Annotated in this window: 19 protein-coding genes; 16 read left to right on the forward strand and 3 right to left on the reverse strand. The window is 53.6% G+C overall.

All coding sequences use genetic code 11. The annotated features are described in order from the left end of the window. Nucleotides 1-47 precede the first annotated feature (47 nt). From H8B20_RS08700 to fabF, 14 genes are all read left to right on the forward strand, one after another. Complete coding sequence (locus H8B20_RS08700) at nt 48-515, forward strand: hypothetical protein (RefSeq protein ID WP_228732662.1); 468 nt, start codon at nt 48-50, stop codon at nt 513-515. Continuing rightward, entirely contained in the window at nt 508-1,671 is a 1,164-nt protein-coding gene (locus tag H8B20_RS08705) for an acyltransferase family protein (protein WP_210622862.1), read from the forward strand. Before H8B20_RS08700 ends, H8B20_RS08705 begins: the two co-directional genes overlap by 8 nt. Nucleotides 1,672-1,731: 60 nt before the next feature. Then, a complete protein-coding gene (locus H8B20_RS08710; RefSeq protein WP_210622863.1) occupies nt 1,732-3,891 on the forward strand; it encodes a glycosyltransferase family 4 protein in 2,160 nt (719 codons plus the stop codon). A gap of 94 nt (nt 3,892-3,985) precedes the next feature. After that, complete coding sequence (locus H8B20_RS08715; protein ID WP_210622864.1) at nt 3,986-4,918, forward strand: NAD-dependent epimerase/dehydratase family protein; 933 nt, start codon at nt 3,986-3,988, stop codon at nt 4,916-4,918. A gap of 48 nt (nt 4,919-4,966) precedes the next feature. Continuing rightward, nucleotides 4,967-6,313 (forward strand): glycosyltransferase, encoded by a 1,347-nt coding sequence (locus H8B20_RS08720; RefSeq protein ID WP_210622865.1) that lies wholly within the window; start codon nt 4,967-4,969, stop codon nt 6,311-6,313. Nucleotides 6,314-6,479: 166 nt separating this feature from the next. Then, a complete protein-coding gene (gene cysC, locus H8B20_RS08725) occupies nt 6,480-7,073 on the forward strand; it encodes an adenylyl-sulfate kinase (protein ID WP_210622866.1) in 594 nt (197 codons plus the stop codon). Then, a complete protein-coding gene (locus tag H8B20_RS08730; protein WP_210622867.1) occupies nt 7,070-8,446 on the forward strand; it encodes an FAD/NAD(P)-binding protein in 1,377 nt (458 codons plus the stop codon). Before cysC ends, H8B20_RS08730 begins: the two co-directional genes overlap by 4 nt. Nucleotides 8,447-8,619: 173 nt before the next feature. Continuing rightward, nucleotides 8,620-9,591: a UDP-glucose 4-epimerase family protein gene (locus tag H8B20_RS08735; RefSeq protein ID WP_210622868.1), complete on the forward strand. Its 972-nt coding sequence runs from the start codon at nt 8,620-8,622 to the stop codon at nt 9,589-9,591. Further along, nucleotides 9,588-10,610 carry an MraY family glycosyltransferase gene (locus H8B20_RS08740; protein WP_210622869.1) on the forward strand — a complete coding sequence of 341 codons (1,023 nt, stop codon included), beginning with the start codon at nt 9,588-9,590 and terminating at the stop codon, nt 10,608-10,610. The genes H8B20_RS08735 and H8B20_RS08740 overlap by 4 nt, the downstream gene beginning before the upstream one ends. Nucleotides 10,611-10,891: 281 nt before the next feature. Next, nucleotides 10,892-13,525 (forward strand): glycosyltransferase, encoded by a 2,634-nt coding sequence (locus tag H8B20_RS27820; RefSeq protein WP_228732663.1) that lies wholly within the window; start codon nt 10,892-10,894, stop codon nt 13,523-13,525. Nucleotides 13,526-13,717: 192 nt separating this feature from the next. Further along, a complete protein-coding gene (locus H8B20_RS08755) occupies nt 13,718-15,712 on the forward strand; it encodes a polysaccharide biosynthesis protein (RefSeq protein ID WP_210622870.1) in 1,995 nt (664 codons plus the stop codon). Nucleotides 15,713-15,821: 109 nt separating this feature from the next. Then, a complete protein-coding gene (locus H8B20_RS08760) occupies nt 15,822-16,157 on the forward strand; it encodes a ComEA family DNA-binding protein (protein WP_210622871.1) in 336 nt (111 codons plus the stop codon). A 212-nt stretch (nt 16,158-16,369) separates the two neighbouring features. After that, entirely contained in the window at nt 16,370-17,164 is a 795-nt protein-coding gene (locus tag H8B20_RS08765; protein ID WP_210622872.1) for an SDR family NAD(P)-dependent oxidoreductase, read from the forward strand. Between the two features lie 31 nt (nt 17,165-17,195). Continuing rightward, on the forward strand, nt 17,196-18,470 hold the full coding sequence (gene fabF, locus H8B20_RS08770) for a beta-ketoacyl-ACP synthase II (RefSeq protein ID WP_210622873.1): 1,275 nt from the start codon (nt 17,196-17,198) through the stop codon (nt 18,468-18,470). On the opposite strand, the gene H8B20_RS08775 is transcribed toward fabF, so the two are convergent. The 3 genes from H8B20_RS08775 to eat form a co-directional block, all read right to left on the reverse strand. Beyond that, entirely contained in the window at nt 18,467-19,024 is a 558-nt protein-coding gene (locus H8B20_RS08775; RefSeq protein ID WP_042560333.1) for a TetR/AcrR family transcriptional regulator, read from the reverse strand. The two genes, fabF and H8B20_RS08775, sit on opposite strands and share 4 nt — an antisense overlap. A gap of 138 nt (nt 19,025-19,162) precedes the next feature. Beyond that, the gene (locus H8B20_RS08780; protein ID WP_100847753.1) at nt 19,163-19,330 is read right to left on the reverse strand and encodes a DUF2897 family protein; all 168 of its coding nucleotides are present in this window, start codon (nt 19,328-19,330) and stop codon (nt 19,163-19,165) included. A 131-nt stretch (nt 19,331-19,461) separates the two neighbouring features. Next, nucleotides 19,462-20,826: an ethanolamine permease gene (gene eat / locus H8B20_RS08785; RefSeq protein ID WP_210622874.1), complete on the reverse strand. Its 1,365-nt coding sequence runs from the start codon at nt 20,824-20,826 to the stop codon at nt 19,462-19,464. Between the two features lie 424 nt (nt 20,827-21,250). Between eat and kdpF the strand changes: the two genes are divergently transcribed. After that, a complete protein-coding gene (gene kdpF, locus H8B20_RS08790; protein WP_007899818.1) occupies nt 21,251-21,340 on the forward strand; it encodes a K(+)-transporting ATPase subunit F in 90 nt (29 codons plus the stop codon). A gap of 8 nt (nt 21,341-21,348) precedes the next feature. Then, nucleotides 21,349-23,043 (forward strand): potassium-transporting ATPase subunit KdpA, encoded by a 1,695-nt coding sequence (gene kdpA / locus H8B20_RS08795; RefSeq protein ID WP_210622875.1) that lies wholly within the window; start codon nt 21,349-21,351, stop codon nt 23,041-23,043. The last annotated feature ends 3 nt before the right edge of the window (nt 23,044-23,046 follow it).

A 23,046-nucleotide genomic window follows, 5' to 3' on the forward strand; every position in this document is an offset into this window, starting at 1 on the left:
GCGCTGGCGCTTATCGCATAAAGGCATCTGTGATGATAGGGCAGTAAATGAAGGTAGATCTGAAAATAGTGACTGCTGCCCTCTTTTTCGCCCTGATTGCGGTAGGCGTATTGGCTTTCGTGCGCTGGACAGGCGTTGGCAAGGTGATGGAGTCGCCAGTGCTGGCGCAAGCCGAGCCTGTGCTTCCGCGTGGGTTGGACGTGAAATTGACGACTAGCGAAGTCACGCTTGAAGTACAAGCATGTGATATCAGCGCTTTGCACGATGAGTTTTTCCTGCACCTTTATCCTGCCGATCCTTCGCTCGCGGAGCCTGAAGGGTTCATAAGTCAGCAATTCAATCTCAAGAAGCTGAAACCAGTTGAGAACCAGAATCGAGCGGGCGTTGCTTCCTGCCATTACCGTGTGGAGTTTTCGCCGACTGTACTCACACGTGTTTCACTGGGTCAGTTCAGGATGCCGAATGGGCATTGCTGCGAAGTGCTGTGGATTAAAGACGTGAAACTCGATGAATAATCTTCAAGCAGTAGGCACGCCTCCTGATGCTCATCGTTCCTTTGGTCTGGATGCCTGTCGAACCATTGCCTGCCTGCTCGTTGTTTTCGGGCATATGCTTGGGCATTCGGATCCTCATCCTTTGTTGGCGGGTTTAGCGTTTCTCGCGACGTTTGGCGTGGATTTATTCTTCTGTCTGAGTGGCTTTCTGATCGGCAGAATTCTTCTGAAAGAAGCGGCGCATTGGCGCGAACAGAAGATGGGCGGGCTTACAGGATTCTGGTATCGACGGTGGATGAGAACATTGCCGCTTTATATCTTTTTCTTTTTCGTGTCACTGCGTTTTGACTGGGCTGGTGCGACCACGTTCGCCGAGCAATTTCACTATTTAGTGTTCGCGCAGAATTTCGCGTGGAACATGACCGATTTTTATCGATTGTCATGGAGTTTGGCGGTTGAGGAATGGTTTTATTATACCTTTCCGCTAGTCATGTTGTTAATGATTGGCCTGGGTGCAGGCGTCCAGCGAGCGGCAATGATCGTTATCATGGCATTCATGATTGCTCCCTTCATCGCCCGTATTGGCTTGCCAATTCAATCGGTGCGTTATGATGATGCACGATATGTTGTCCTATACCGGCTGGATGCCATCGGTTTTGGAGTAGTGATCGCCTACATATATACTTGGCACCGTCCGATTTTTGAACGTCTTGCGAGATGTTGGTATGTCCCCTTCGTGTTTGCTGTAGTTATGATGGTCATGACACGACAGGGCCTGCCTTGGACAGCCGGTAGCCAGTTTGTGCAATCGATTTTCTTTACGTGCTCCGCGATAATTTTTGCGGCATTAATTCCCGCATTTTTCAGTTTGAATGCTTCGCGTTCGGACATGCTTAATCGTTTTGTAAAATATACCAGTCTGATTTCATACTCTATATATCTTGGTCATACTTTTGCATTTATATTTGTGATGAGTATGTTGAGTAGATATGGGGTGTATGAGCGTGTTTATACAAATCCATGGCTTGTTTATCCAGTTTTAATTGCGTGCGTTTATGCGTTCGCTCATCTGACCTATACCTTTGTCGAGAAACCATTCTTAAAACTTCGCGATGTAAGCGGTATGTCAGTGCTTAAATTTTTTAAAGATTTTCAGCGTTTCGGCGCAGGGAAGTAAGTTTTTACTATGTCAAACTCCGCGCACTACAATTTTCCACCTGTCATGGGTCCGGGCGAAATGAGCAAAAGATATAAAGCCGCAGAGCACTCTGACGGTCTTCAGTCATGTAAAGTTCTTGTGGTCAGTCGTTCCAGCGATGCCCTTCAGGATTTTGCCGATCTATATCGGTCGTTACTAGGTCAGACATTCCAAGCGTGGAAGTGGCTGATTTGCTGTAGTGGAGTTGAAGAGCAGCCATTGAACCCTGCGTTTCTTCAGGCGGTGGCCGAGGACAAGCGTGTCCTGATAAAGCGGGGCGCAGATTGCACGGTGGCGAATGAGATTTGGGCGAGCCCTGAATATATTGTTCTGGCTGATGCAGCGATTGAGTTCGATCCGACGTTTATTGAAAAGGGAATATGGTGCCTTGAGTCGAACCCGGAGTTTGCTTTCTGCAATTCCTTCGGCGTAGTGCCCGGAGTGGGGGGGGGCGCAATACAGCAGAGCTTGAGTGAGGGGAAATATTATCTTGAAAACCCTCATGCAAAGGTCAGAGGTATCCTCGTACGCAAATCAGCCATTTTGCAAGTATTTGACCAAGTAGGGCTCTTGCCTGATGGTCGCGAACCTAATTCGTTGCTTAGTCGGTTGGCGGATGCTGGATTTTGGGGTTTCACCATTGCCGAATTCCTTCAAACCTGCAAGAGCTTGCCGCTGCAGGAAGGCGTTGATGCTGCACTTTCCATGTCTCTAAAACCTGTACCGAGTCCTCAACGACGCTATCCATCCGCTTACGAGACGCTGCCTGAAGGCGTTCCCTTCGACAATCCATTGGAATTCAATGCGCACGGTAGAAGGGTGATGTTTCTACTGCCGTGGATGGTTGAGGGTGGGGCCGATCGAGTCAATATTGATCTTATTCATGGGCTGGTTTCTGGTGGGGCCGACGTGACAGTCTGCGCTACGCTCGAGGCTGATCATCGTTGGCTGGACAGGTTTAAGGAGCTGACACCGGATATCTTCATCCTGCCCAATATTCTGTCGCTGTCCGATTTTCCACGTTTCCTGTTGTACCTCATTGCCTCCAGGAACATTGATACAGTGTTGGTTGCCGGGAGTACTTTGGGTTACCAGCTCCTTCCTTACTTGCGTACCGAGGCACCGAAGACGACATTTGTGGACTTAAGCCACACTGAGGAAATGCACTGGCTCAATGGAGGCCATCCGCGATTCGGTGTGGGTTACCAAGATGCACTGGACATGAATGTGGTCAGTACCGGCCATTTGGCTAAATGGATGGCTGAGCGTAACGCTGACTCTACGAAGATTCGGGTTATGTATACGGGAATCAAATCTCATCCAGTTTCTCTCTCTCAAGCCCAGCGTACTGAAACTCAACGTGCCTTAGGTCTGGACGAGCATGCGTTGACCATTATTTTTGCCGGGCGCATGTGTAACCAGAAGCGCCCGCTGAAATTGGCAGAGATTCTTGCGGCACTGAAACAGACAGGTATTCGCTTCAATGCATTGATCATCGGTGATGGTGAGTTGCGTCCGGCGTTTGAAGCATTGATTGGACAGCATGAGCTGGCTGCAAACGTTCATGTGCTGGGGGCGAAGTCCCATGCTGAGTGGCTTTCGTTGCTTGCGATTTCCGATGTGCTGTTGATGCCTTCGGAGTATGAGGGGATTTCGGTCGCGCTTCTTGAGTCCATGGCAGCGGGTGTTGTACCTGTTGTTGCGGATGTCGGGGGGCAGGATGAGTTGGTTGGGCAGGACACCGGGTATCTTATTCCTCATGGCGAGGATGAAGTGAACCACTATGTCGGCGTACTGCTAACCCTCTCGAATGATGCGGTGATGCGTGAGCAAAAGGCGCAAGCGTGCCGGCAACTGATCGACACCCATTACACGGCGGCGGCTACTAATCGTCAGTGGCTTCAAATACTGGATGAGGCCCAGGCTAACCGAGAACGATCAACCCAGCCGTTTTTGCCAGCAGGTTTGGCAAGGGAGCTGGCAACGACAGCTGTGGAGAACCGGCGTGTCACGACTTACCTGGATTATCTTTATAGCACTCACTGCCTGACAAACGAGGCGCAAACAGTGGTGTCGATCGAGGACGGGATTTCGCGTTTGCTATTGGCGAAACTTCGCCAATACCGATTGTTTAAATACTTGCTTGAACGGCCTGTTATAAAAAGGATAATGCAAAAGCTGAAAGCGCTGATTTCTTGACGCTTTTTGGCTTTTGTGTTACTTTTTTTGTCATTTTTGTTGACGATTAATGTCAATCTATTTGCCACGGCTTCGATGTCGGTCGAGAGTTTTTATGAAAATTACAGTATTTGGTGGCGGCGGTTTTATTGGATCGACTATTGTTGATCGCTTGTTGTTAGATGGCCATTCAATTCGAGTTTTTGAGCGACCGCGTGTAGTTGAATATCGTACATTTTTACCTCATGAATGCGTCGAATGGATGACAGGTGATTTGTCTTCCGTCAGCGATGTAAATAAAGCAGTAGAAGGGGCAGACGCTGTTTTTCATCTTGTCTCCACCACGCTGCCGAAAAGCTCGAACGAAGACCCGGTTTACGATGTGCAGAGTAATGTGGTTGCGAGTTTGCAGTTGCTCAACGCGATGGTTGCGCACAAGGTTGGCAGGATCGTTTTTATTTCCTCCGGCGGCACAGTTTATGGCGCTCCGAAGTACCTGCCTATCGATGAAAAACATCCCACAGATCCCGAAGTTTCTTATGGTATTACGAAGCTGACCATCGAGAAATATCTGCAGATGTACAACCATCTCTATGGCATAAAGCCTATTGTTCTCCGGGTTGCCAATCCTTACGGTGAGCGCCAGCGTGTCGAAACCGCACAGGGCGCTGTGGGTGTATTCATCCATAACGTTTTGAAGGGATCGCCGATAGAGGTCTGGGGTGACGGCAGTGTCGAGCGCGACTTCCTTCATGTCAGTGATGTGGCTGAAGCATTTGCCAAGGCTGCTACATATTCGGGTAGCGCCAGTGTCTTTAATATCAGCTCAGGTGTAGGCACCAGCCTCAACAGCCTCATGTCGATGATCGAAGAGGTCAGCGGTGAGCCGGTTGCGAGAAACTACAAACCTGGACGATCTTTCGATGTGCCAGTCAGCGTGCTTAGCAATGATTTGGCGCGAGACGAGATGGGATGGGAGCCTAAGGTGTCGATGAAGGAAGGGATCGTTAGAACCTTTGAATGGGCAAAAAACGAAATGCAGAAGTGAGGATGGCTGGGTGAGTTATTGTCTGCTCGCTGATAGCGTTTGTTCCAGATGAGGGTGCTACTCACGGTTCATCAGTTTTTCCCGGATTATTCTGCGGGCACTGAAGTTTTGACCCTCTCCGTTGCGCGCGAATTGAAATCACGTGGGCATGAGGTCAGGGTCCTTACTGGCTATCCGGAAAGCGAGGCGCTCGCGGATCAGAAGCGATTTGATCAATATCAGTACGATTCAATTCTGATTGATCGCTTTCGGCACGCTTATATGCCCATGGGCGATCAGACATCAAAAATCGAAATCGGCTATGACAATCATCTGGCGGCTGACTACTTTGAGCGTTTGCTCAATGAGTTCAAGCCGGATGTCGTTCATTTTTTTCACCTGAATCGTCTCGGTACAGGCCTGATCGAGAAAGCGGTTAATGCCGGTGTTCCCGCTTATTACACGCCCACCGACTTCTGGAGTATTTGCCCCACTGGGCAACTGCTTCGTTGTGGGGGGCGGACATGTATCGGGCCGAGTTCGGATGTGGGTAATTGTGTTGTGCATTTTGCCGCCAGTCAGCTTCCTGATCGGATTGGAAAGCTGGTGACAGCAGTGCCGGACAGCGTCAGCGATATGCTGGCAAGAGTTGTTCGCTCGCCTCTGATGCCTGCCGGATCGCTAGTCGATGAGGTGCGGGCGCTGAGTGGTCGCCTTGAACGCAATGTTCGACGACTGAATCTCCTGCAGGGAATCATCGCTCCGAACCGAATGATCGAGGCATTGTTGGTGCGCAATGGTGTGCGGTCTGACATCGTGGTCAGATCGTCCTATGGCATCAATCTGGACCAGCCGGTGGTGAAGCGGGATCGTACGCTGGGCGAGCGTCCATTGGTGTTGGGGTTCATTGGCACCCTTGCGTCACACAAGGGCTGTCATGTCCTTCTGGAGGCCGTCCAGCGTTTTTCTTCCCGCGAAATACAACTTGAAATTTACGGTAAGCAAAGTGACTTTCCTGACTATGTGGCACGGTTGCACCAATTGGCGGATGGCAACGAAGCAGTAAAGTTTTGTGGCACATTTTCCAACGAAGAAATATTCGCCGTGTTGGGTGGATTGGATGCGCTGGTAGTGCCATCTGTCTGGAATGAAAATACGCCGCTGGTTGTCTATTCGGCCAAAGCTGCCGGCTGTCCTGTTGTGGCGTCCGACGTGCCTGGAATCGCTGAAGCTGTTACGCATGATTTCGACGGATTGCTGTTTGATCCGGGTAGTGTCGATGGGCTGGAAAGCGCCTTGAAGCGATTGCTCGCCGAGAGAGGTTTGTTGCAGCGCCTGTCGTTAAATTCCATTCCTCCAAAATCTGTTTCTACTTATGTGGATGAGTTGTTGCAGATATGGATATCACCCCTGTAAACCAGTCGGATATTTGTCCTGTCCATGTTTTCCTTGGCGAGGAGAGGCTGTGGGTCTATTCTTCACGCTTAATTCTGAGTTTGGATTCTAAGCCTGCCTGTGTATGTTTTCTGCTCGCATTGGGAATCCGATTTAAGTCAATGTTTATAGCTGCGGTATAGTTTAGATGACGGAAAATCTTGTCGCTCATCAAATGGTCGTCGACCGGGGGCAGCGTAGTGCTCTCAAGCAGCAACGACCTGTGGTTCTTTGGTTTACGGGGCTTAGCGGTGCCGGCAAGTCGACGATAGCAAACGCTCTGGAGCAGGTACTGCTCGAGCATGGTCGTCACACCTATTTGCTGGATGGAGACAATATGCGTCTCGGTCTGTGCAACGATCTGGGGTTCAATGATGGTGATCGTGCGGAAAATATTCGCCGAATCGCCGAAGTTGCCAAATTATTGGTCGACGCGGGCCTTATCGTTGTCAGTGCGTTCATTTCGCCTTTTCGGCTTGATCGGACTTTGGCCCGGAAGGTGATCGGTGATGAGTTCTTCGTCGAGGTTTACATCAGCACGCCATTGCCTGAGTGTGAGCGCAGGGATCCGAAGGGTCTCTACGGCAAGGCTCGTTCGGGCATGATAAAAAACTTCACCGGCATCGATTCCTTGTATGAGCCACCACTGAATCCGGACATCTCGATCAATACACTTGAGGAAGATGTGTCTACGTCGGTGGCGAAAATCATGCAATACCTGGTTGGGCGAATCGAACCTTGAATACCCTTGTCATCATTGGTGCAGGTTTCAGTGGTGCGGTTACAGCCGTTCAGTTTTTGCAGGTATGCAATCCGGGCACTCGAGTAGTTTTACTCAATCGTTCTGGTGAAATGGCTCGTGGATTAGCCTACGGAACCAGTAGTTCCAGGCATTTGCTGAATGTACCTGCCGGGAACATGTCGGCGTTGGTGGATCAGCCAGATCATTTTCTGCGTTTTTGCGAAACTCGCTTACCGGGAACTACGCCCGCATCTTTTGTGCCGCGCAAGCTCTATGGCGAGTACCTATGCGGGTTGCTCGCAGACGCCGAGCGCAACTGTCGTGATGGCGTGAGTTTCGAGCGGATCACCACCGAAGCGCACAGTATTGAAGAACAGAACGGCAAGGCGCGGGTCCGTATCGCTGATGGTCGGGAATTTATTGCCGATCATGTGATTCTGGCGTTCGGAAATTTCTCGCCATTCAACCCCACGATTACCTCCATTCCCCGTGACGCAGGCCGCTATGTCGCAGACCCGTGGTCAGGTGAAATCGAAGTGCCGATCGAGCCGCAGGCTCCCGTGCTGTTGCTTGGCGCAGGCCTGACTGCTCTGGACGTTGCGTTGACGCTTGATCAGCAAGGGCACAGCGGGCCGGTTTACATGCTCTCCCGGCGAGGTGTTCAGCCGTTGCCGCATCGTAGCTCGCGGCATGTGGATAACGTTGCCGGGGATGTGGTCCAGGCTCTGCTGTCTTCCGCTCCGACGGTGTTGAGCTATTTGCGCCAAATGCGTTCGTTGGTGCGCACTGCAGCCAGGGATGATGTTGACTGGCGCGATATCGTCGCCGCTGTGCGCCCGATCACCGCGCAATTATGGCAGCGCTTGAGTGAAGCAGAACGGCGGCGATTCCTGCGCCATATGCAGGTGTACTGGGATGCCCATCGCCATCGTGTCGCACCTGCTTCATATGCAGCGTTCTCGGCGCAGATCGAACAGGGCAGGCTCAAGCCAATGGCGGGGCGAATCCACGACATTGATGTATTACCTGGCGGTCTGAGTGTTCACATTGGGGTGCGGGGTAGCGCATTGGTCGAGTCTCTAGAAGTCTCGCATATCATCAACTGCACGGGGCCGAATTCAAATCTTGCTCGGGTTGATGATCGTTTGATCGTTCAGTTGCGCAAAGTGGGGCTGATTCGGTTGGATAGCCTCGGCCTGGGTATTTGCGTAGATGAGTCGCTTTCTGTTTTGGACCAGCACGCAGTGCCGGTCAAATGGTTGAGTTACGTCGGGCCAATGCTCAAGGCTCAATTTTGGGAAGCGACCGCTGTTCCAGAGCTCAGAAGATATGCGCGCGATCTTGCCGTTCGCATTGCTGCAGAAATCGGTTAAGGCTGCAGGCGGTCGGAGGCTTTCTTTGCATTCGTGCTTTCAGGCATTGTTGGTTCTGTCTTCTTGTGCGTGAAGCCGTTGTTTAGAAAGAGGTCACGCATAGCCGGGATTGATGGGAGTCAACCGTTGTGATGCTACATCCGCAGTCAATTTTCGTTTGCCGAGCCTGATCAATGAAAGTTCAAGCCGTACTTGTCACCGGTGGCTCAGGTTTCCTGGGAGGGGCTTTGCTGCGCTATCTTGCCGCTTGCGAGCAGTACTCCTTGATTGCCGCGTTGCGCAATGAATGTCGTGAGCTCCCACAATCAATTCGCCGCTTTGCGTTTGCAGACCTGGCAATTGATATCGATTGGCAAGACGCACTTGAGCAAGTTGATGTGGTGGTGCATTCAGCTGCGCGGGTTCATGTCATGAATGAATCCGCCGTCGATCCGCTGGCCGAATTTCGAAGGGTGAATGTTGAAGCCACACTAAACCTCGCTCGGCAGGCTGCGCGTGCAGGGGTAAAGCGTTTCATCTTCATCAGTTCGATCAAGGTCAATGGTGAATACACCCGCGCTGGATGTGCATTTAGCGCGGATGACACTCCGGCTCCCGTCGACCCTTATGGTATTTCCAAGCTTGAGGCAGAGCTGGGGTTGAAAGCGCTCGCAACAACTACCGGGATGGAGGTCGTGATCATCCGGCCTGTCCTGGTTTATGGGCCTGGAGTGAAAGCCAATTTCCTGAGCATGATCCGTTGGCTGGAGCGCGGTATTCCTTTACCTTTCGGTGCTGTGCATAACAAACGAAGTCTGGTCAGTCTGGATAACCTGATTGATTTTATAGTCACCTGTATTGAGCACCCTGGCGCTGCAAATCAGACATTTCTGGTCAGCGACGGGCGTGCGGTTTCAACCACAGAGTTGTTACAGTGCATCGCTGTGGCTTTGAACCGTTCAGCCACTTTATTACCGCTGCCGGTAGGCCTGATGAGTGCAGCGGCAAAGCTTATCGGCAAGGATGCGGTCGCACAGCGTATCTTTGGTTCGCTTGAAGTTGATATTAGTAAGAATCTACAACTGCTGGGCTGGGTGCCCCCGGTAGATTTTCAATGTGCTCTTGACGCTACAGTGAAACCATTTCTGGAATCTCGCAAAAAATGAATGTCTGGTGGCTTATCCCGGTTGTTGCGGTATTTTCTTTCGCTCTGACCGCATTCCTGCGCCGCTATGCGTTATCGCGGAGTTTGATCGATGTACCCAATCAACGAAGTTCTCACACGACTCCGACACCTCGCGGTGGAGGCGTCGCTATTGTTCTGACGTTTACCTGTGCGTTGTTCTTTTTGTTCCATTTGAGCTTAACGACAGAACATGCGTTGATAGCACTGACGGGGGCTGGCGGCATTACCGCCGTTATCGGTTTTTTGGATGACCATGGTCACATCGCTGCGCGCTGGCGTCTTTTAGCCCATTTTTTTGCGGCGGCCTGGGGTGTTTACTGGGCTGGGGGGCTGCCTCCATTAGTCATCGGAGGTATCGCCGTTGAGCTGAGTTGGTTTGGGCACCTATTGGCGGTGGTCTATCTGGTCTGGATGCTTAATCTTTATAATTTCATGGATGGTATTGACGGTATTGCGGGCGTCGAAGCCGTGACGACTTGTACGGGTGCCTGTTTGATCTACTTGTTTGGTGGATTCGCTGAAATGGCGTGGGCCCCGGGTTTGCTGGCGATATGTTCCGCAGGTTTTCTATGTTGGAATTTTCCACCGGCGAAGATTTTCATGGGGGATGCAGGTAGCGGGTTTCTCGGCATCGTCCTTGGAGTGCTAGCGCTTCAGGCTGCCTGGGTTGATCCCGGGTTACTGTGGGCCTGGCTGATACTGATGGGTATATTCATCGTTGATGCAACCTTCACATTGATGCGCCGATTGTTGCGCGGAGATAAGATTTACGAAGCGCATCGTAGTCACGCTTATCAGTTTGCCTCGCGGCAGTTTGGCAAACACTTACCCGTCACTATTGCGGTCGGCCTGATCAACGTGTTGTGGCTACTGCCGATTGCGCTTGGGGTGAGCTATTTCAAGATCGATGGCGCGTTAGCGCTGGTAGTGGCGTATCTGCCGCTCATTTGGCTGGCGGTTAAATTTCGAGCGGGAGAGGTTGAGTGCATCAGCCCCTGAGAGGCATCGGGGTAGCTCAAGGCTCTCGTTACGGCTGTTTGCCCACCGCGGATGTGTTCCCAAAAATCTCGGAATCCTATGCAAAATGTGTATCATGTGCAACAGCATGGAGCATCGCCCCAGCCCGTTGACGACGTAAAGCGAAGTTGACGTACTACAGTACGCTTCAGCCGTCTGTAGATTTTTTCATGGTGACTGTGATGTTGGGAAACGTCGAATCTGTCATCAATAAAAATCTTCGGACGCGCACGTTATATTTGCCCAATTAGAAGGATTAGATTTTGGCTCGCAGTGGCTTTTTTTCCAAGCTGTTCAGAACGTTTACTGACCGCTCAGAAAACCTGAAGAATACCGAACTACCCCTGAAGCAGGCTGGCGAGCCAGAAATTCCTACAAAACTGGTTGTCATTGAGACAGACTTAGTTCAATCCAGCCACACCCGTACTGAAGAAGCTGAAGTTGAGGTAGTCAAAGAAACGTTGGCCAGTCCAGCTGAGTACGACTTGAGTCTATTGCCCGAAAATTTTGATCCGGAAATTTATCTGAAACTCAATCCTGATCTCGGCACATCAATAGATCCGATTGCGCATTACTTGAATCATGGTCACAAGGAAAGCTGGCGCATTATAATCCAGCCCGAAGAAGTGTCGGTCATTCCAGTTGAATACGACTTGAGTTTGTTGCCCGAAAATTTTGATCCGGAAATTTATCTGAAACTCAATCCTGATCTCGGCACATCAATAGATCCGATTGCGCATTACTTGAATCATGGTCACAAGGAAAGCTGGCGCATCATAACCCTGCCCGAAGAAGTGTCAACCAGTCCAGTTGAATACGACTTGAGTTTGTTGCCCGAAAATTTTGATCCGGAAGTTTATCTGAAACTCAATCCTGATCTCGATGCATCAATAGATCCAATTGCCCATTACTTGAATCATGGTCACAAGGAAAGCTGGCGCATTATAACCATGCCCGAAAAAGCGTCAGCCAGTCCAGTTGAATACGACTTGAGTTTATTGCCTGAAAATTTTGATCCGGAAGTTTATCTGGAACTCAATCCTGATCTCGATACATCAATAGATCCGATTGCGCATTACTTGAATCATGGTCACAAGGAAAGCTGGCGCATCATAACCCTGCCCGAAGAATTGTCAACCAGTCCAGTTGAATACGACTTGAGTTTGTTGCCCGAAAATTTTGATCCGGAAGTTTATCTGAAACTTAATCCTGATCTCGATGCATCAATAGATCCAATTGCCCATTATTTGACCCATGGTCACAAGGAAAGCTGGCGCATTATAACCATGCCCGAAGAAGCGTCAGCCAGTCCAGTTGAATACGACTTGAGTTTATTGCCTGAAAATTTTGATCCGGAACTTTATCTAAAACTCAATCCGGATCTTTGCTCATCTATTGACCCGATCGCGCATTACTTGAATTACGGTCACCAGGAAAGCTGGCGCATTGTAACTCTGCCAGAAATCAGATATTCCAAAAACCGCGCCTTTGATTCCACGCGTGACACGGTCATGGTCGTCAGCCATGAAGCGTCTCGATCGGGGGCGCCGATACTCGCACTCAACCTCGTAGAGCGCTTATCCAGTCGTTACAACGTAGTTGCCCTTTTGTTAGGGGATGGCGCGCTGCTTGGCGCCTTCGAGGAGGCAGCCGTAGCAACAATGGCGAGCTCGCGACTAAAAAATAACGTGCCTTACGCGCATCCTGCTATCAAGCATTTGTGCAGCAAATTCGAGTTTAAATTTGCGCTGGTCAATAGCATGGAGTGCCGTGTGGTTTTAGAACCGCTGGCTAGACACTTTGTGCCTGCTATTCCGCTGATTCATGAGTTCGCGTCTGCATATCCAAATTCCAGTGCAGTGTTCTCCGATGCCAGGCTGTGGTCTAGCGACCAGGTGTTTTCCGCAGACGTGACTTGGGAAAGCGCCAAGGATTCATGCCCTGCTCTGAAGTCCCTGACGGCGCATATTATTCCCCAAGGGCGTTGCGTACTGCCTGCACAACTGATCGTTGAGAAGGACACGAAGCGCGAATCCGAATACCTGCGTGGACGGATGCGGCCTGCGGCGGATACTGAGCGCAAGTTCGTGGTCCTGGGTGCGGGTTACGTCAACTTTCGCAAGGGTGCTGATCTCTTCATACAGTGCGCTATCAAAACCATGCTTACACCGGGTGGCGACAGATTTCGATTTGTCTGGATTGGCAAGGGTTATAACCCTGATGTCGAAGACGGTTATTCGGTTTACCTTGCCGATCAGATCAAGCGGTCCGGGTTGCAGGAGCGGTTCGTGATGCTTGACGAGACGTCCGCCATCGAAACGGCTTATGAAGAAGCCGATCTGCTGTTCATTTCGTCTCGACTTGATCCATTGCCCAATGTCGCTATCGACGCCTTTGACGCGCGGTTGCCGGTGCTCTGCTTTGATAAGGCTACAGGTATATCCGACTTCCTTTCCTCTTGTGGATTGCGCGATTCCTGCATTGCAGATTATCTCGATGTCGACAGTGCTGTTCAAAAAATATTCGCACTGGCCAACTCCAATGATTTGTATGAGCAGGCAGTCAATAATAGTCATGAAGCGTCTAAAGCTTACTTCGACATGGATAAATATGTTGCGGAGCTGGAGCTTGTCGGACTAGATGCCGCAAGACGCGCCGAACAGGAAAAGCGGGATGTTGAAACCATTCTTGAATCGGATTTATTCGATGCTTCTGCACAGGACGTAAGACTTCATGTTCGATCTTGGGCGAGCGGCATAACGTCTCAGCCACTGCATGAGGACTTTAAGCCGGATGTATACGTCGAAGAGCATGGCCTCGAAATACCGGGTTGTAATCCACTTGCCGATTACATTCGGATGGGGTGCCCACGAGGGAGCTGGAACACGAGCGCATAAGCATTACTTCCCGGTCTCACCATGTTTTCGAGAACGTGAAGGCGAAGGTGAAATTCTGTAGCGTCTGGAAGAATGCTCCGAGGGCGAATTCACTTTTTGGGTGGCCATTTATTCAGCTGAAAGCCCGTGCATTGAGGTTACAATGTGGGCCATCGACTGGTTGAGGAGGGAGCCAAGTGCTCGGACGGCTGAATGGATAAGGTGCGGACTGTCTTGCTTGGGTTGCCTCGCAAACAAAAGCGTTTGCTGCAGGTGGCGACTGACGTCGTTCTGGTCTGGGTCGCCCTCTGGTTGTCGTTCATCGTGCGATTGGGCATTGATGACATGTACAACCCCTTCAAGGCCCACATCTGGCTTTTCGTTTGCGCTCCAGTCATCGCCATCCCGCTGTTTATCCGTTTCGGCATGTATCGGGCGGTCATGCGTTACTTCGGTAACGATGCCCTGATTGCAATCGTCAAGGCGGTCAGCCTCTCCTCGCTCATTTTGGCTGTGGCCGTTTACTGGTACAGCAATCACCAGGCAGTGGTTCCGCGATCCATCATCTTCAACTATTGGTGGTTGAGCATGATAATCATTGGAGGGCTGCGCCTGTGCATGCGTCAGTTCTTCATGGGGGACTGGTTCACGGCCGCTCAGCATGTGCCCTTTACCAATCGTGACGACGGTATGACCAAAGTTGCGATATACGGAGCCGGGGTTGCCGGCAACCAACTGGTCGCCGCACTGCGTATGGGACGCGTCATGCGCCCTGTGGCATTTGTGGACGATGATCCTGGTATTTCCGACCGGTCTATCTCCGGGCTCCAAGTATTCAAACCCAAGCATATTCAACAGATGATAGAGGTGACGGGGGCCCAGGAGATTTTACTCGCGCTGCCGTCATCGACCCGTGCCCGACGCCGAGAAATTCTCAACCTGCTGGAAGGCTTTCCGCTACACGTGCGCAGTGTCCCCAACTTTACGGATCTGGCCAGCGGGCGCGTCAAGGTTGAAGATATTCAAGAAGTGGATATTGCCGATCTCCTGGGTCGTGACGCAGTGCCGGCTCAGCCAGATCTGTTGGCGCACTGCATCAGCGGTAAGGTTGTCATGGTTACCGGAGCCGGCGGTTCGATAGGTTCAGAGCTTTGTCGACAGATTTTCAGCCTTGGCCCGACCACGCTGTTGTTGTATGAGCACAGCGAGTTCAACCTTTACAGCATTTTGTCGGAACTGGAGCATCGTGTCTGTCGGGAGTCGGTTCCCGTTCGCCTGCTGCCAATTCTCGGTTCGATCCGGCACCAGGACAAATTGCTCGATGTAATGAGAACCTGGAAAGTCGATACGGTTTATCACGCTGCGGCCTACAAGCATGTGCCAATGGTCGAGCACAACATTGCCGAGGGCGTGCTCAACAATGTGATTGGAACACTCAACACGGCACAAGCAGCCGTGCAGTCGGGGGTGTCGAATTTTGTGCTGATATCCACTGACAAGGCCGTTCGCCCGACGAATATCATGGGCAGTACCAAGCGTCTGGCCGAGTTGACTCTCCAAGCGCTGAGTCGGGAGATTGCACCGGTGTTGTTCGGTGACAGTTCTAACGTGTCTCGAGTCAACAAAACCCGCTTCACCATGGTTCGTTTCGGCAATGTCCTGGGCTCTTCCGGTTCGGTGATCCCGCTGTTTCACAGCCAGATCAAAACCGGTGGTCCGCTAACGGTCACCCATCCGAAGATCACTCGCTATTTCATGACCATCCCTGAAGCGGCGCAGTTGGTCATTCAGGCAGGATCGATGGGGCAGGGCGGCGATGTGTTCGTTTTGGATATGGGCGAGCCGGTGCGGATTGTAGAATTGGCAGAGAAGATGATCCATCTGTCAGGTTTGAGTATTCGTTCCGAACGTAATCCTCAAGGCGACATATCCATCGAGTTCACCGGATTGCGGCCGGGTGAAAAGCTCTACGAAGAACTGTTGATCGGTGACAACGTGGCGGCGACCTCTCATCCGATGATCATGTCTGCCAATGAAGATCACCTGCCTTGGGAAGTATTAAAGGACAGGTTGAGCAATCTCCTGAGCGCGGTTGAAGCGGATGATTATTCCCGAGTCCGCCAACTCCTGCGCGAAACCGTCTCCGGTTATACCCCCGACGGCGAGATCGTCGACTGGATTTACCAGCAACGCCGCCTCGAGCCCTGATTGTTTCACATTCTGTAACGCACGCGTTTTTGACTTGAGACCGTCATGACCTACATTTGAAGAGCAGCTTCGGAAAGCTGCTTTCTCAAATGATGATGGAGCGTCACTAATGCGTACTGGTTATTTCTATTCCTTGATGTTTGCTTTGCTCACTAGCGCCTCTATTGCGGTGGTTGCGGCGCCTGTCTCACCGCCGGTGCCGCCAGAATTGCCGGTCGTGATCGACGCTGCGGCGTCTTCGAAAAGTGCAAAAATCAATCTCAACGATGCCGACTCGGCAACGCTGCAAAGGGAACTGTCGGGTGTAGGCGAGGCCAAAGCCAAAGCGATTGTTGCGTATCGTGAAACAAACGGGCCGTTCGCATCCGTGGACGAGTTGCTGGAAGTCAAGGGTATCGGCAAGGCGATCCTGGATCGCAATCGCGACAAGCTGGAAGTGAACTAAGCTTATTGTTCAACGCCAAGGGGCCGGTCATTGACCGGCCTTTTTGTTTTTCTGGTAAGGCGTTTGACTGAGGAAACCAAAGAGCACACCCGTCGGATAGCCAAAAATTACGGCTATCATATTGTATTGAGATTATGCCTATAATAATTTCCACGCGCTCTGCATCAACCCGATCCAGAGGGCTATCTCTCAAGCATTCCAGGAGTCCTGTCATGAATTCTGTTGCGTCCCAAGGTACCGCTCTCGTCACTGGCGCATCGTCTGGTATCGGAGCGGTTTACGCAGAGCGGTTGGCATCGCGCGGTTTTGACTTGTTGTTAGTGGCCCGCGACCAAGAGCGTCTGGACAGTGCCGCAAGCAAGTTGCGTGATTCCCATGGTGTTCAGGTCGAAGTGCTCAAGGCGGACCTGACGCAAAAGGATGACGTGCTCAAACTCGAGCAGCGTCTGCGCAGCGACTCAAGCATCACCCTGTTGGTCAACAACGCCGGCGTTGCGGCTGACGGTCTGTTGGCTAATGCAGATTTAGAGAATCTTGAGCGGCTGATCCAGCTCAACGTCACCACGGTCACTCGTCTGGCATCGGCCGCTGCAGCGAGTTTTGCCAAGGCGGGTCGCGGCACGATCATCAACATTGCCTCGGTCGTGGCGCTGTTTCCAGAGCGTTTCAACGCCACTTACAGTGCCAGTAAAGCCTATGTGCTGAGCCTGACCCAATCGCTGAACGCTGAACTCGACGGCACCGGTGTAAAAGTCCAGGCGGTGCTGCCCGGCGTTACCCGCACTGAAATCTGGGAGCGTTCCGGAGTCGATGCCAGCGGCATCCCGGCCGAAATGGTCATGGAGGCTGGCGAGATGGTCGATGCCGCGCTGGCAGGTCTGGATCAGGGCGAGCTCATTACCATCCCGTCCCTTCCGGATGCGGGTGAGTGGCAAGCCTTTGTGGCTGCGCGGCTGGTGATGGCGCCGAACCTGTCCCGCAGTTCGGCTGCCAGTCGCTACAAGTAAGTTCTTCTGAATCAGTTAGAGGTCACGCGGTATGGATCAGCGTCGAATAGTCGTCACGGGCATGGGCCTGGTTTCACCCTTGGGCAGCGGTGTTGAGGTTGTTTGGCAACGTTTGCTGCAGGGGCGTTCGGGGTTGCGCAATTTGCCTGAAGCAGTGGTCGCTGACTTGCCCACGAGTGTTGGCGGCCGAGTGCCGACCTTGGAAGAAGACACCGAGGCCGGTTTTGACCCGGACCGCGCCACCGCGCCGAAAGAACAGAAGAAGATGGACCGCTTCATCATGTTTGCCATGGAGGCCGCGCGGCAGGCGCTAGAGCAGGCTGATTGGCATCCGGAAAATGCAGCTGATCAGGAGCGCACCGCGACAATCATCGGTTCCGGTGTCGGTGGGTTCGGTGCGATTGCTGATGCCGTGCGTACGACTGATAGTCGTGGCCCGCGTCGTTTGTCGCCGTTCACCATTCCGTCGTTTCTGGTCAATCTGGCAGCCGGGCACGTATCGATTCAGCACCACCTCAAAGGACCGTTGGGGGCGCCAGTGACTGCTTGCGCTGCCGGCGTTCAGGCGATTGGTGATGCGGCGCGATTGATTCGATCCGGTGAAGCCGATATCGCCGTGTGCGGCGGGGCGGAAGCCTCGATCGATCGAGTCAGCCTTGCCGGTTTCGCGGCTGCGCGGGCCCTGTCCAGTGGCTACAACGACACTCCACAGCGAGCATCACGTCCATTCGACAGTGGACGTGATGGTTTTGTCATGGGCGAGGGCGCGGGCCTTTTGGTGATTGAGTCTCTTGAACATGCCTTGGCTCGTGGCGCGCAGCCCTTGGCGGAACTGGTCGGTTACGGCACCACGGCCGATGCCTATCACCTGACCGCTGGGCCGGAAGATGGCAGTGGTGCACGGCGGGCAATGGAGCTGGCTTTGGCTCAGGGCGGTATTACGCCGGATCAGGTCGAGCATCTGAATGCTCACGCGACGTCCACGCCGGTTGGCGACCTCGGCGAGTTGGCGGCGATCAAGGCGTTGTTCGGTGCAGAGAACAAAATCGCCGTGACCTCGACCAAATCCGCCACCGGCCACTTGCTGGGTGCTGCGGGTGGACTTGAGGCGATCTTTACGTTGTTGGCAATTCGCGACCAAGTGGTGCCGCCGACGCTCAACTTTGAAAATCCGGATCCTGCCAGCGAAGGCGTGGACATCGTCCATGGCCAGGCCCGGCCGATGCCGATCGAATATGCGTTATCCAACGGATTCGGCTTTGGCGGTGTAAATGCCAGCGTGTTGTTCAAGCGTTGGCAGGCCTAGTCTTTGGATTGTTTGAGGTGCTCGCGGGTGACATCGAGGATGCGTTGAGCGAACTCGTTATCCGCGACACTGCGTGACAGCAGTAAGGCGCCAACCAGGGTCGACATGATGACGATGGCCCGGTCGGCGCCATTGTCACCTTCGAGGGTGTCTTCGATCTGATTCAGTCGTGCGTTGAGCACGGCGTCACTGGTTGGACTGGGTTGTCCACGCAATCCCAGTTCCGCAGAGATGGTCAGGAGGGGGCAACCTTCATGTGGCGACGTCTGATGCCATTCGGACAGGTAAGTGTCGATAAACACTTGCAGCGGATGTTCCTGGGCAAAGATTTCAGCGCATAACCCATCAACCTGGTCGCCTGCCTCTTGCAGTGCCTTTTCGACCAACTCGTCCTTCGATCTGAAGTGCGAGTAAAAACCGCCGTGTGTCAGCCCCAGCGCTTTCATCAACGGCTGAAGGCCGGTCGCACCGATTCCATCCTTGCGGAATCGCGCAGAGGCTTCCTTGATTATCCGTTGATGAGTCTGGGCTTTATGGTCCTGCGAGTAACGCATCTGGATCTCTCCGCAACAATACCCGCATATTAACCATGGAAAATTAAATGGTGACTGTACTTCTACTTCTAAAAAACACGCAGAAGGGCAGATACGGATCTGAAAAACAAACCCCGCCAGTTAGGCGGGGTTTTTTCTTTAGCGGTCTTGCGCTTCTTTCGCGTCCGCTTCGGCATTGCGTTGCGCGACACGCTTGCGTTCTTCATCGGTCAGTTCGACCTTGTTGGCGGTGTCTCGCAACATCATCAACCCGCCCACGATCGAGCCGATTGCAACGACAAGAATCAACCAGGCATACCAAGGCATAACGGCTCTCCTTAAAGGCAGATCGGTGGGCGAGGATTTCGCCGTTAACCGCTGCATACAACTTTTGAGCGAAGTGAACTCGCAGTGGTTCCATTCTAGGCCCGTTATGCCCGGTGCACCCGATCAATCCCTCAATGTCCCGTGAGCATCGCGTCGGCCGGTGCGTTGGCACGCAGTTGGCCAGTCAGCATGAAATAACCAAACCCCACCGCCATGAAACCGAGGAATATCAGCCCGATCAGTGTGTTGAACCACGCCATCGCCACCAGACACACCACCGCCAGTACCAATGCAATCATCGGAATCAATGGATAGCACGGCGCACGGAAGGTGCGCTCAAGGTTAGGCTCGGATTTACGCAGTTTGAACAGGCTGAGCATGCTCATGATGTACATCACGATCGCGCCGAACACCGCCATGGTGATCATCGCCGCCGTGAGGGTCATGCCGCCGAGGTTGATCAGGCCGTCGCTATAAATAGCCGCGATGCCGATCACGCCGCCGGCGATGATCGCCCGGTGCGGCGTCTGGAAGCGCGACAGTTTCGCCAGCGAGGCGGGCAGATAGCCGGCGCGGGCGAGGGCAAAGAACTGGCGTGAATAGCCAAGAATGATCCCGTGAAAGCTCGCCACCAGACCGAACAGGCCAATCCACACCAGCATGTGCAGCCAGCCGGAGTTTTCGCCGACCACGGTTTTCATCGCTTGCGGCAGTGGGTCGTTGATGTTGGCCAAGGTGCGCCAGTCGCCGACGCCGCCGGCAAAAAACATCACGCCCATCGCCAGCAGCACCAGAGTCAGGATGCCGCTGATGTAAGCCTTTGGAATTGTGCGCTTCGGGTCCTTGGCTTCTTCGGCGGCCATGGCTGCGCCTTCGATGGCGAGGAAGAACCAGATGGCGAACGGAATCGCGGCGAACATCCCGGCAATCGCTGGCGCACCGAAAACGTCCGAACCGGCCCAGCCATTCAGCGCGAAGTTACTGAAGCTGAAGGCCGGAGCGACGACGCCCATGAACACCAGCAGTTCGGCGACGGCGAGCACGCAGACGATCAACTCGAAGGTCGCCGCCAGTTTCACCCCAAGGATGTTCAATCCCATAAATACGATGTACGCACCGACTGCCGCGTGTTTCGGATCAAGCGCCGGAAATTGCACATTCAGATAGGCACCGATGGCCAGCGCAATCGCCGGTGGAGCGAAGACGAACTCGATCAGCGTCGCCAGCCCGGCGATCAATCCGCCTTTTTCACCAAACGCTCGACGGCTGTAGGCAAACGGCCCGCCAGCGTGAGGAATTGCGGTGGTGAGTTCGGTGAAGCTGAAGATAAAGCAGGTGTACATGGTCGCGACCATGAACGAGGTCACCAGAAAACCCAGCGTCCCGGCCACGCCCCAGCCGTAACTCCAGCCAAAGTATTCCCCGGAAATCACCAGCCCCACGGCGATACCCCACAAGTGCAGCGTGCCCAGCGTGGGTTTGAGTTGTGTGTTCATGCGTTTGCTCCCTGAACGGTTGGAAAGCCCGGGGGAGGGTGTGTGCAGTGGGCGTGCCATTTTGTATTGGCGGGTCGTAAAGGGCTGAAAGCTGTCGTATCGGGGATGTTCGGCGGTGGATGTTGGCATTTTTGTGCGCCAGTCGGGTGCGATGGAGTCTGTAATGCCGCCATCGCGGGCAAGCCCGCTCCCACAGGGTTTTGTGTAGACCGCAGAATCTGCTTTCACCGCGAAACCTGTGGGAGCCGGGCTTGCCCGCGATGAGGCCGGCCCAGCCAGCGCAAAACCTGGCTGTAACGAACGCATAAACCCACTCTTTACGCTTTCTTTATGCCCCGCGCGCACCCTCGCTCTCGTTCCTTTACAGCCTCCTTCCCGACAATCACTCCACACGCGGCAATACGCCGTAACACGGAGATCTTCCATGAGCGTTCTGGACGGGGTGTCACTGCTATTGGCAGTGGGGCTGTTCATTTATCTGTTGGTTGCGCTGTTGCGCGCGGATCGGAACTAGGAGCGGCTATGCAAAGTTATGACTATTGGCTGATCCTCGCATTCTTTGCGTTGGTCTTGCTGCCGGCGCCGTTCCTCGGGCGCTTTTACTACAAGGTGATGGAAGGCCAGCGTACCTGGTTGACGCCGATTCTCGGTCCGGTCGAGCGCGGCTGTTTTCGCGTGGCCGGGGTCAATCCGCAGGATGAACAGAGCTGGCAGAAGTACACGCTGGCGCTGCTGGCCTTCAACCTTGCCGGTTTCCTGCTGCTGTTCACGATTCTGCTGTTTCAGGATCACCTGCCGCTGAACCCACAGAACCTGCCGGGCCAGGAATGGACTCAGGCGTTCAACACCGCGGTCAGTTTCATGACCAACACCAACTGGCAGTCCTACAGTGGTGAAGCGACGCTCAGCTACCTGAGCCAGATGGTCGGCCTCACCGTGCAGAACTTCGTCAGCGCCGCCACCGGCCTCGCCGTGTTGGTCGCTTTGTGCCGTGGCATCGGCCGCAAGTCGAGCAAGACACTGGGCAACTTCTGGGTCGACATGACCCGCGCCACCCTCTACGGCTTGCTGCCACTGTGCCTGCTGCTGGCGCTGTATCTGGTCTGGCAGGGCGTGCCGCAAACCTTCGCGCAGTATGTGAATGCGGTGACCCTGCAGGGCGTTGATCAAGTGATCCCGCTCGGCCCGGCTGCCAGTCAGATTGCGATCAAGCAACTGGGCACCAACGGTGGTGGCTTCTTCGGCGTCAACTCGGCGCATCCGTTCGAGAACCCGACCGCGTGGAGCAACCTGTTCGAAGTTGCCTCGATCATCCTGATCCCGGCGGCGCTGGTGTTTACTTTCGGCCATTACGTGAAGGACCTGCGTCAGAGCCGCGCGATCATTGCCTGCATGTTGGCGCTGTTCCTGATCGGCGGCGCGACTTCGCTGTGGGCTGAGTACCAGCCGAATCCGACCCTGAACAACGCTGCCGTCGAACAGACCGCACCGCTGGAAGGCAAGGAAGCACGCTTCGGCACCACCGCTACTGTGCTGTGGTCGGTGACCACCACGGCGGCGTCGAACGGCTCGGTCAACGGCATGCACGACAGCCTCAATCCGCTGAGCGGCATGGTTGCGCTGGTCAACATGATGGTCGGCGAAGTGATCTTCGGCGGCGTCGGTGCCGGGCTTTACGGCATGTTGCTCAACGTGTTGATCGCGGTGTTCCTCGCCGGTCTGATGATTGGCCGTACGCCGGAATACCTGGGTAAAAAACTCCAGGCGCGAGAAGTGCAATTGCTCGTGGTCACGCTGTTGGTGATGCCGGTCGGCGTGCTGGTACTTGGCGCGATCGCCGCCACCCTGCCAGGCCCTGCGGCAACCATCAGCAACCCCGGCCCGCACGGTTTCAGCCAGTTGCTCTACGCCTACACCTCGGCCAGTGCGAACAACGGTTCGGCGTTTGGCGGCTTGAGCGCGAACACGCCGTTCCACAACCTGATGCTCGGCCTGGGCATGTTGATCGGTCGCTTCGGCTACATCCTTCCGGTTCTGGCCCTGGCCGGCAGCCTGGCGATGAAGAAAACCGCACCGATCGGCCAGAACAGTTTCCCGACCCACGGCCCGCTGTTCGTGACCCTGTTGACCGTGACCATTTTGCTGGTGGGCGGCCTGACCTTTTTGCCGACTCTGGCGTTGGGTCCGATCGCTGAACACCTGAGCCTGGGCTTCTAAGGA

Origin of the sequence: Pseudomonas sp. P42 (genome assembly GCF_017973755.1) — a bacterium.
Taxonomy (GTDB): Bacteria; Pseudomonadota; Gammaproteobacteria; order Pseudomonadales; family Pseudomonadaceae; genus Aquipseudomonas; species Aquipseudomonas iridis.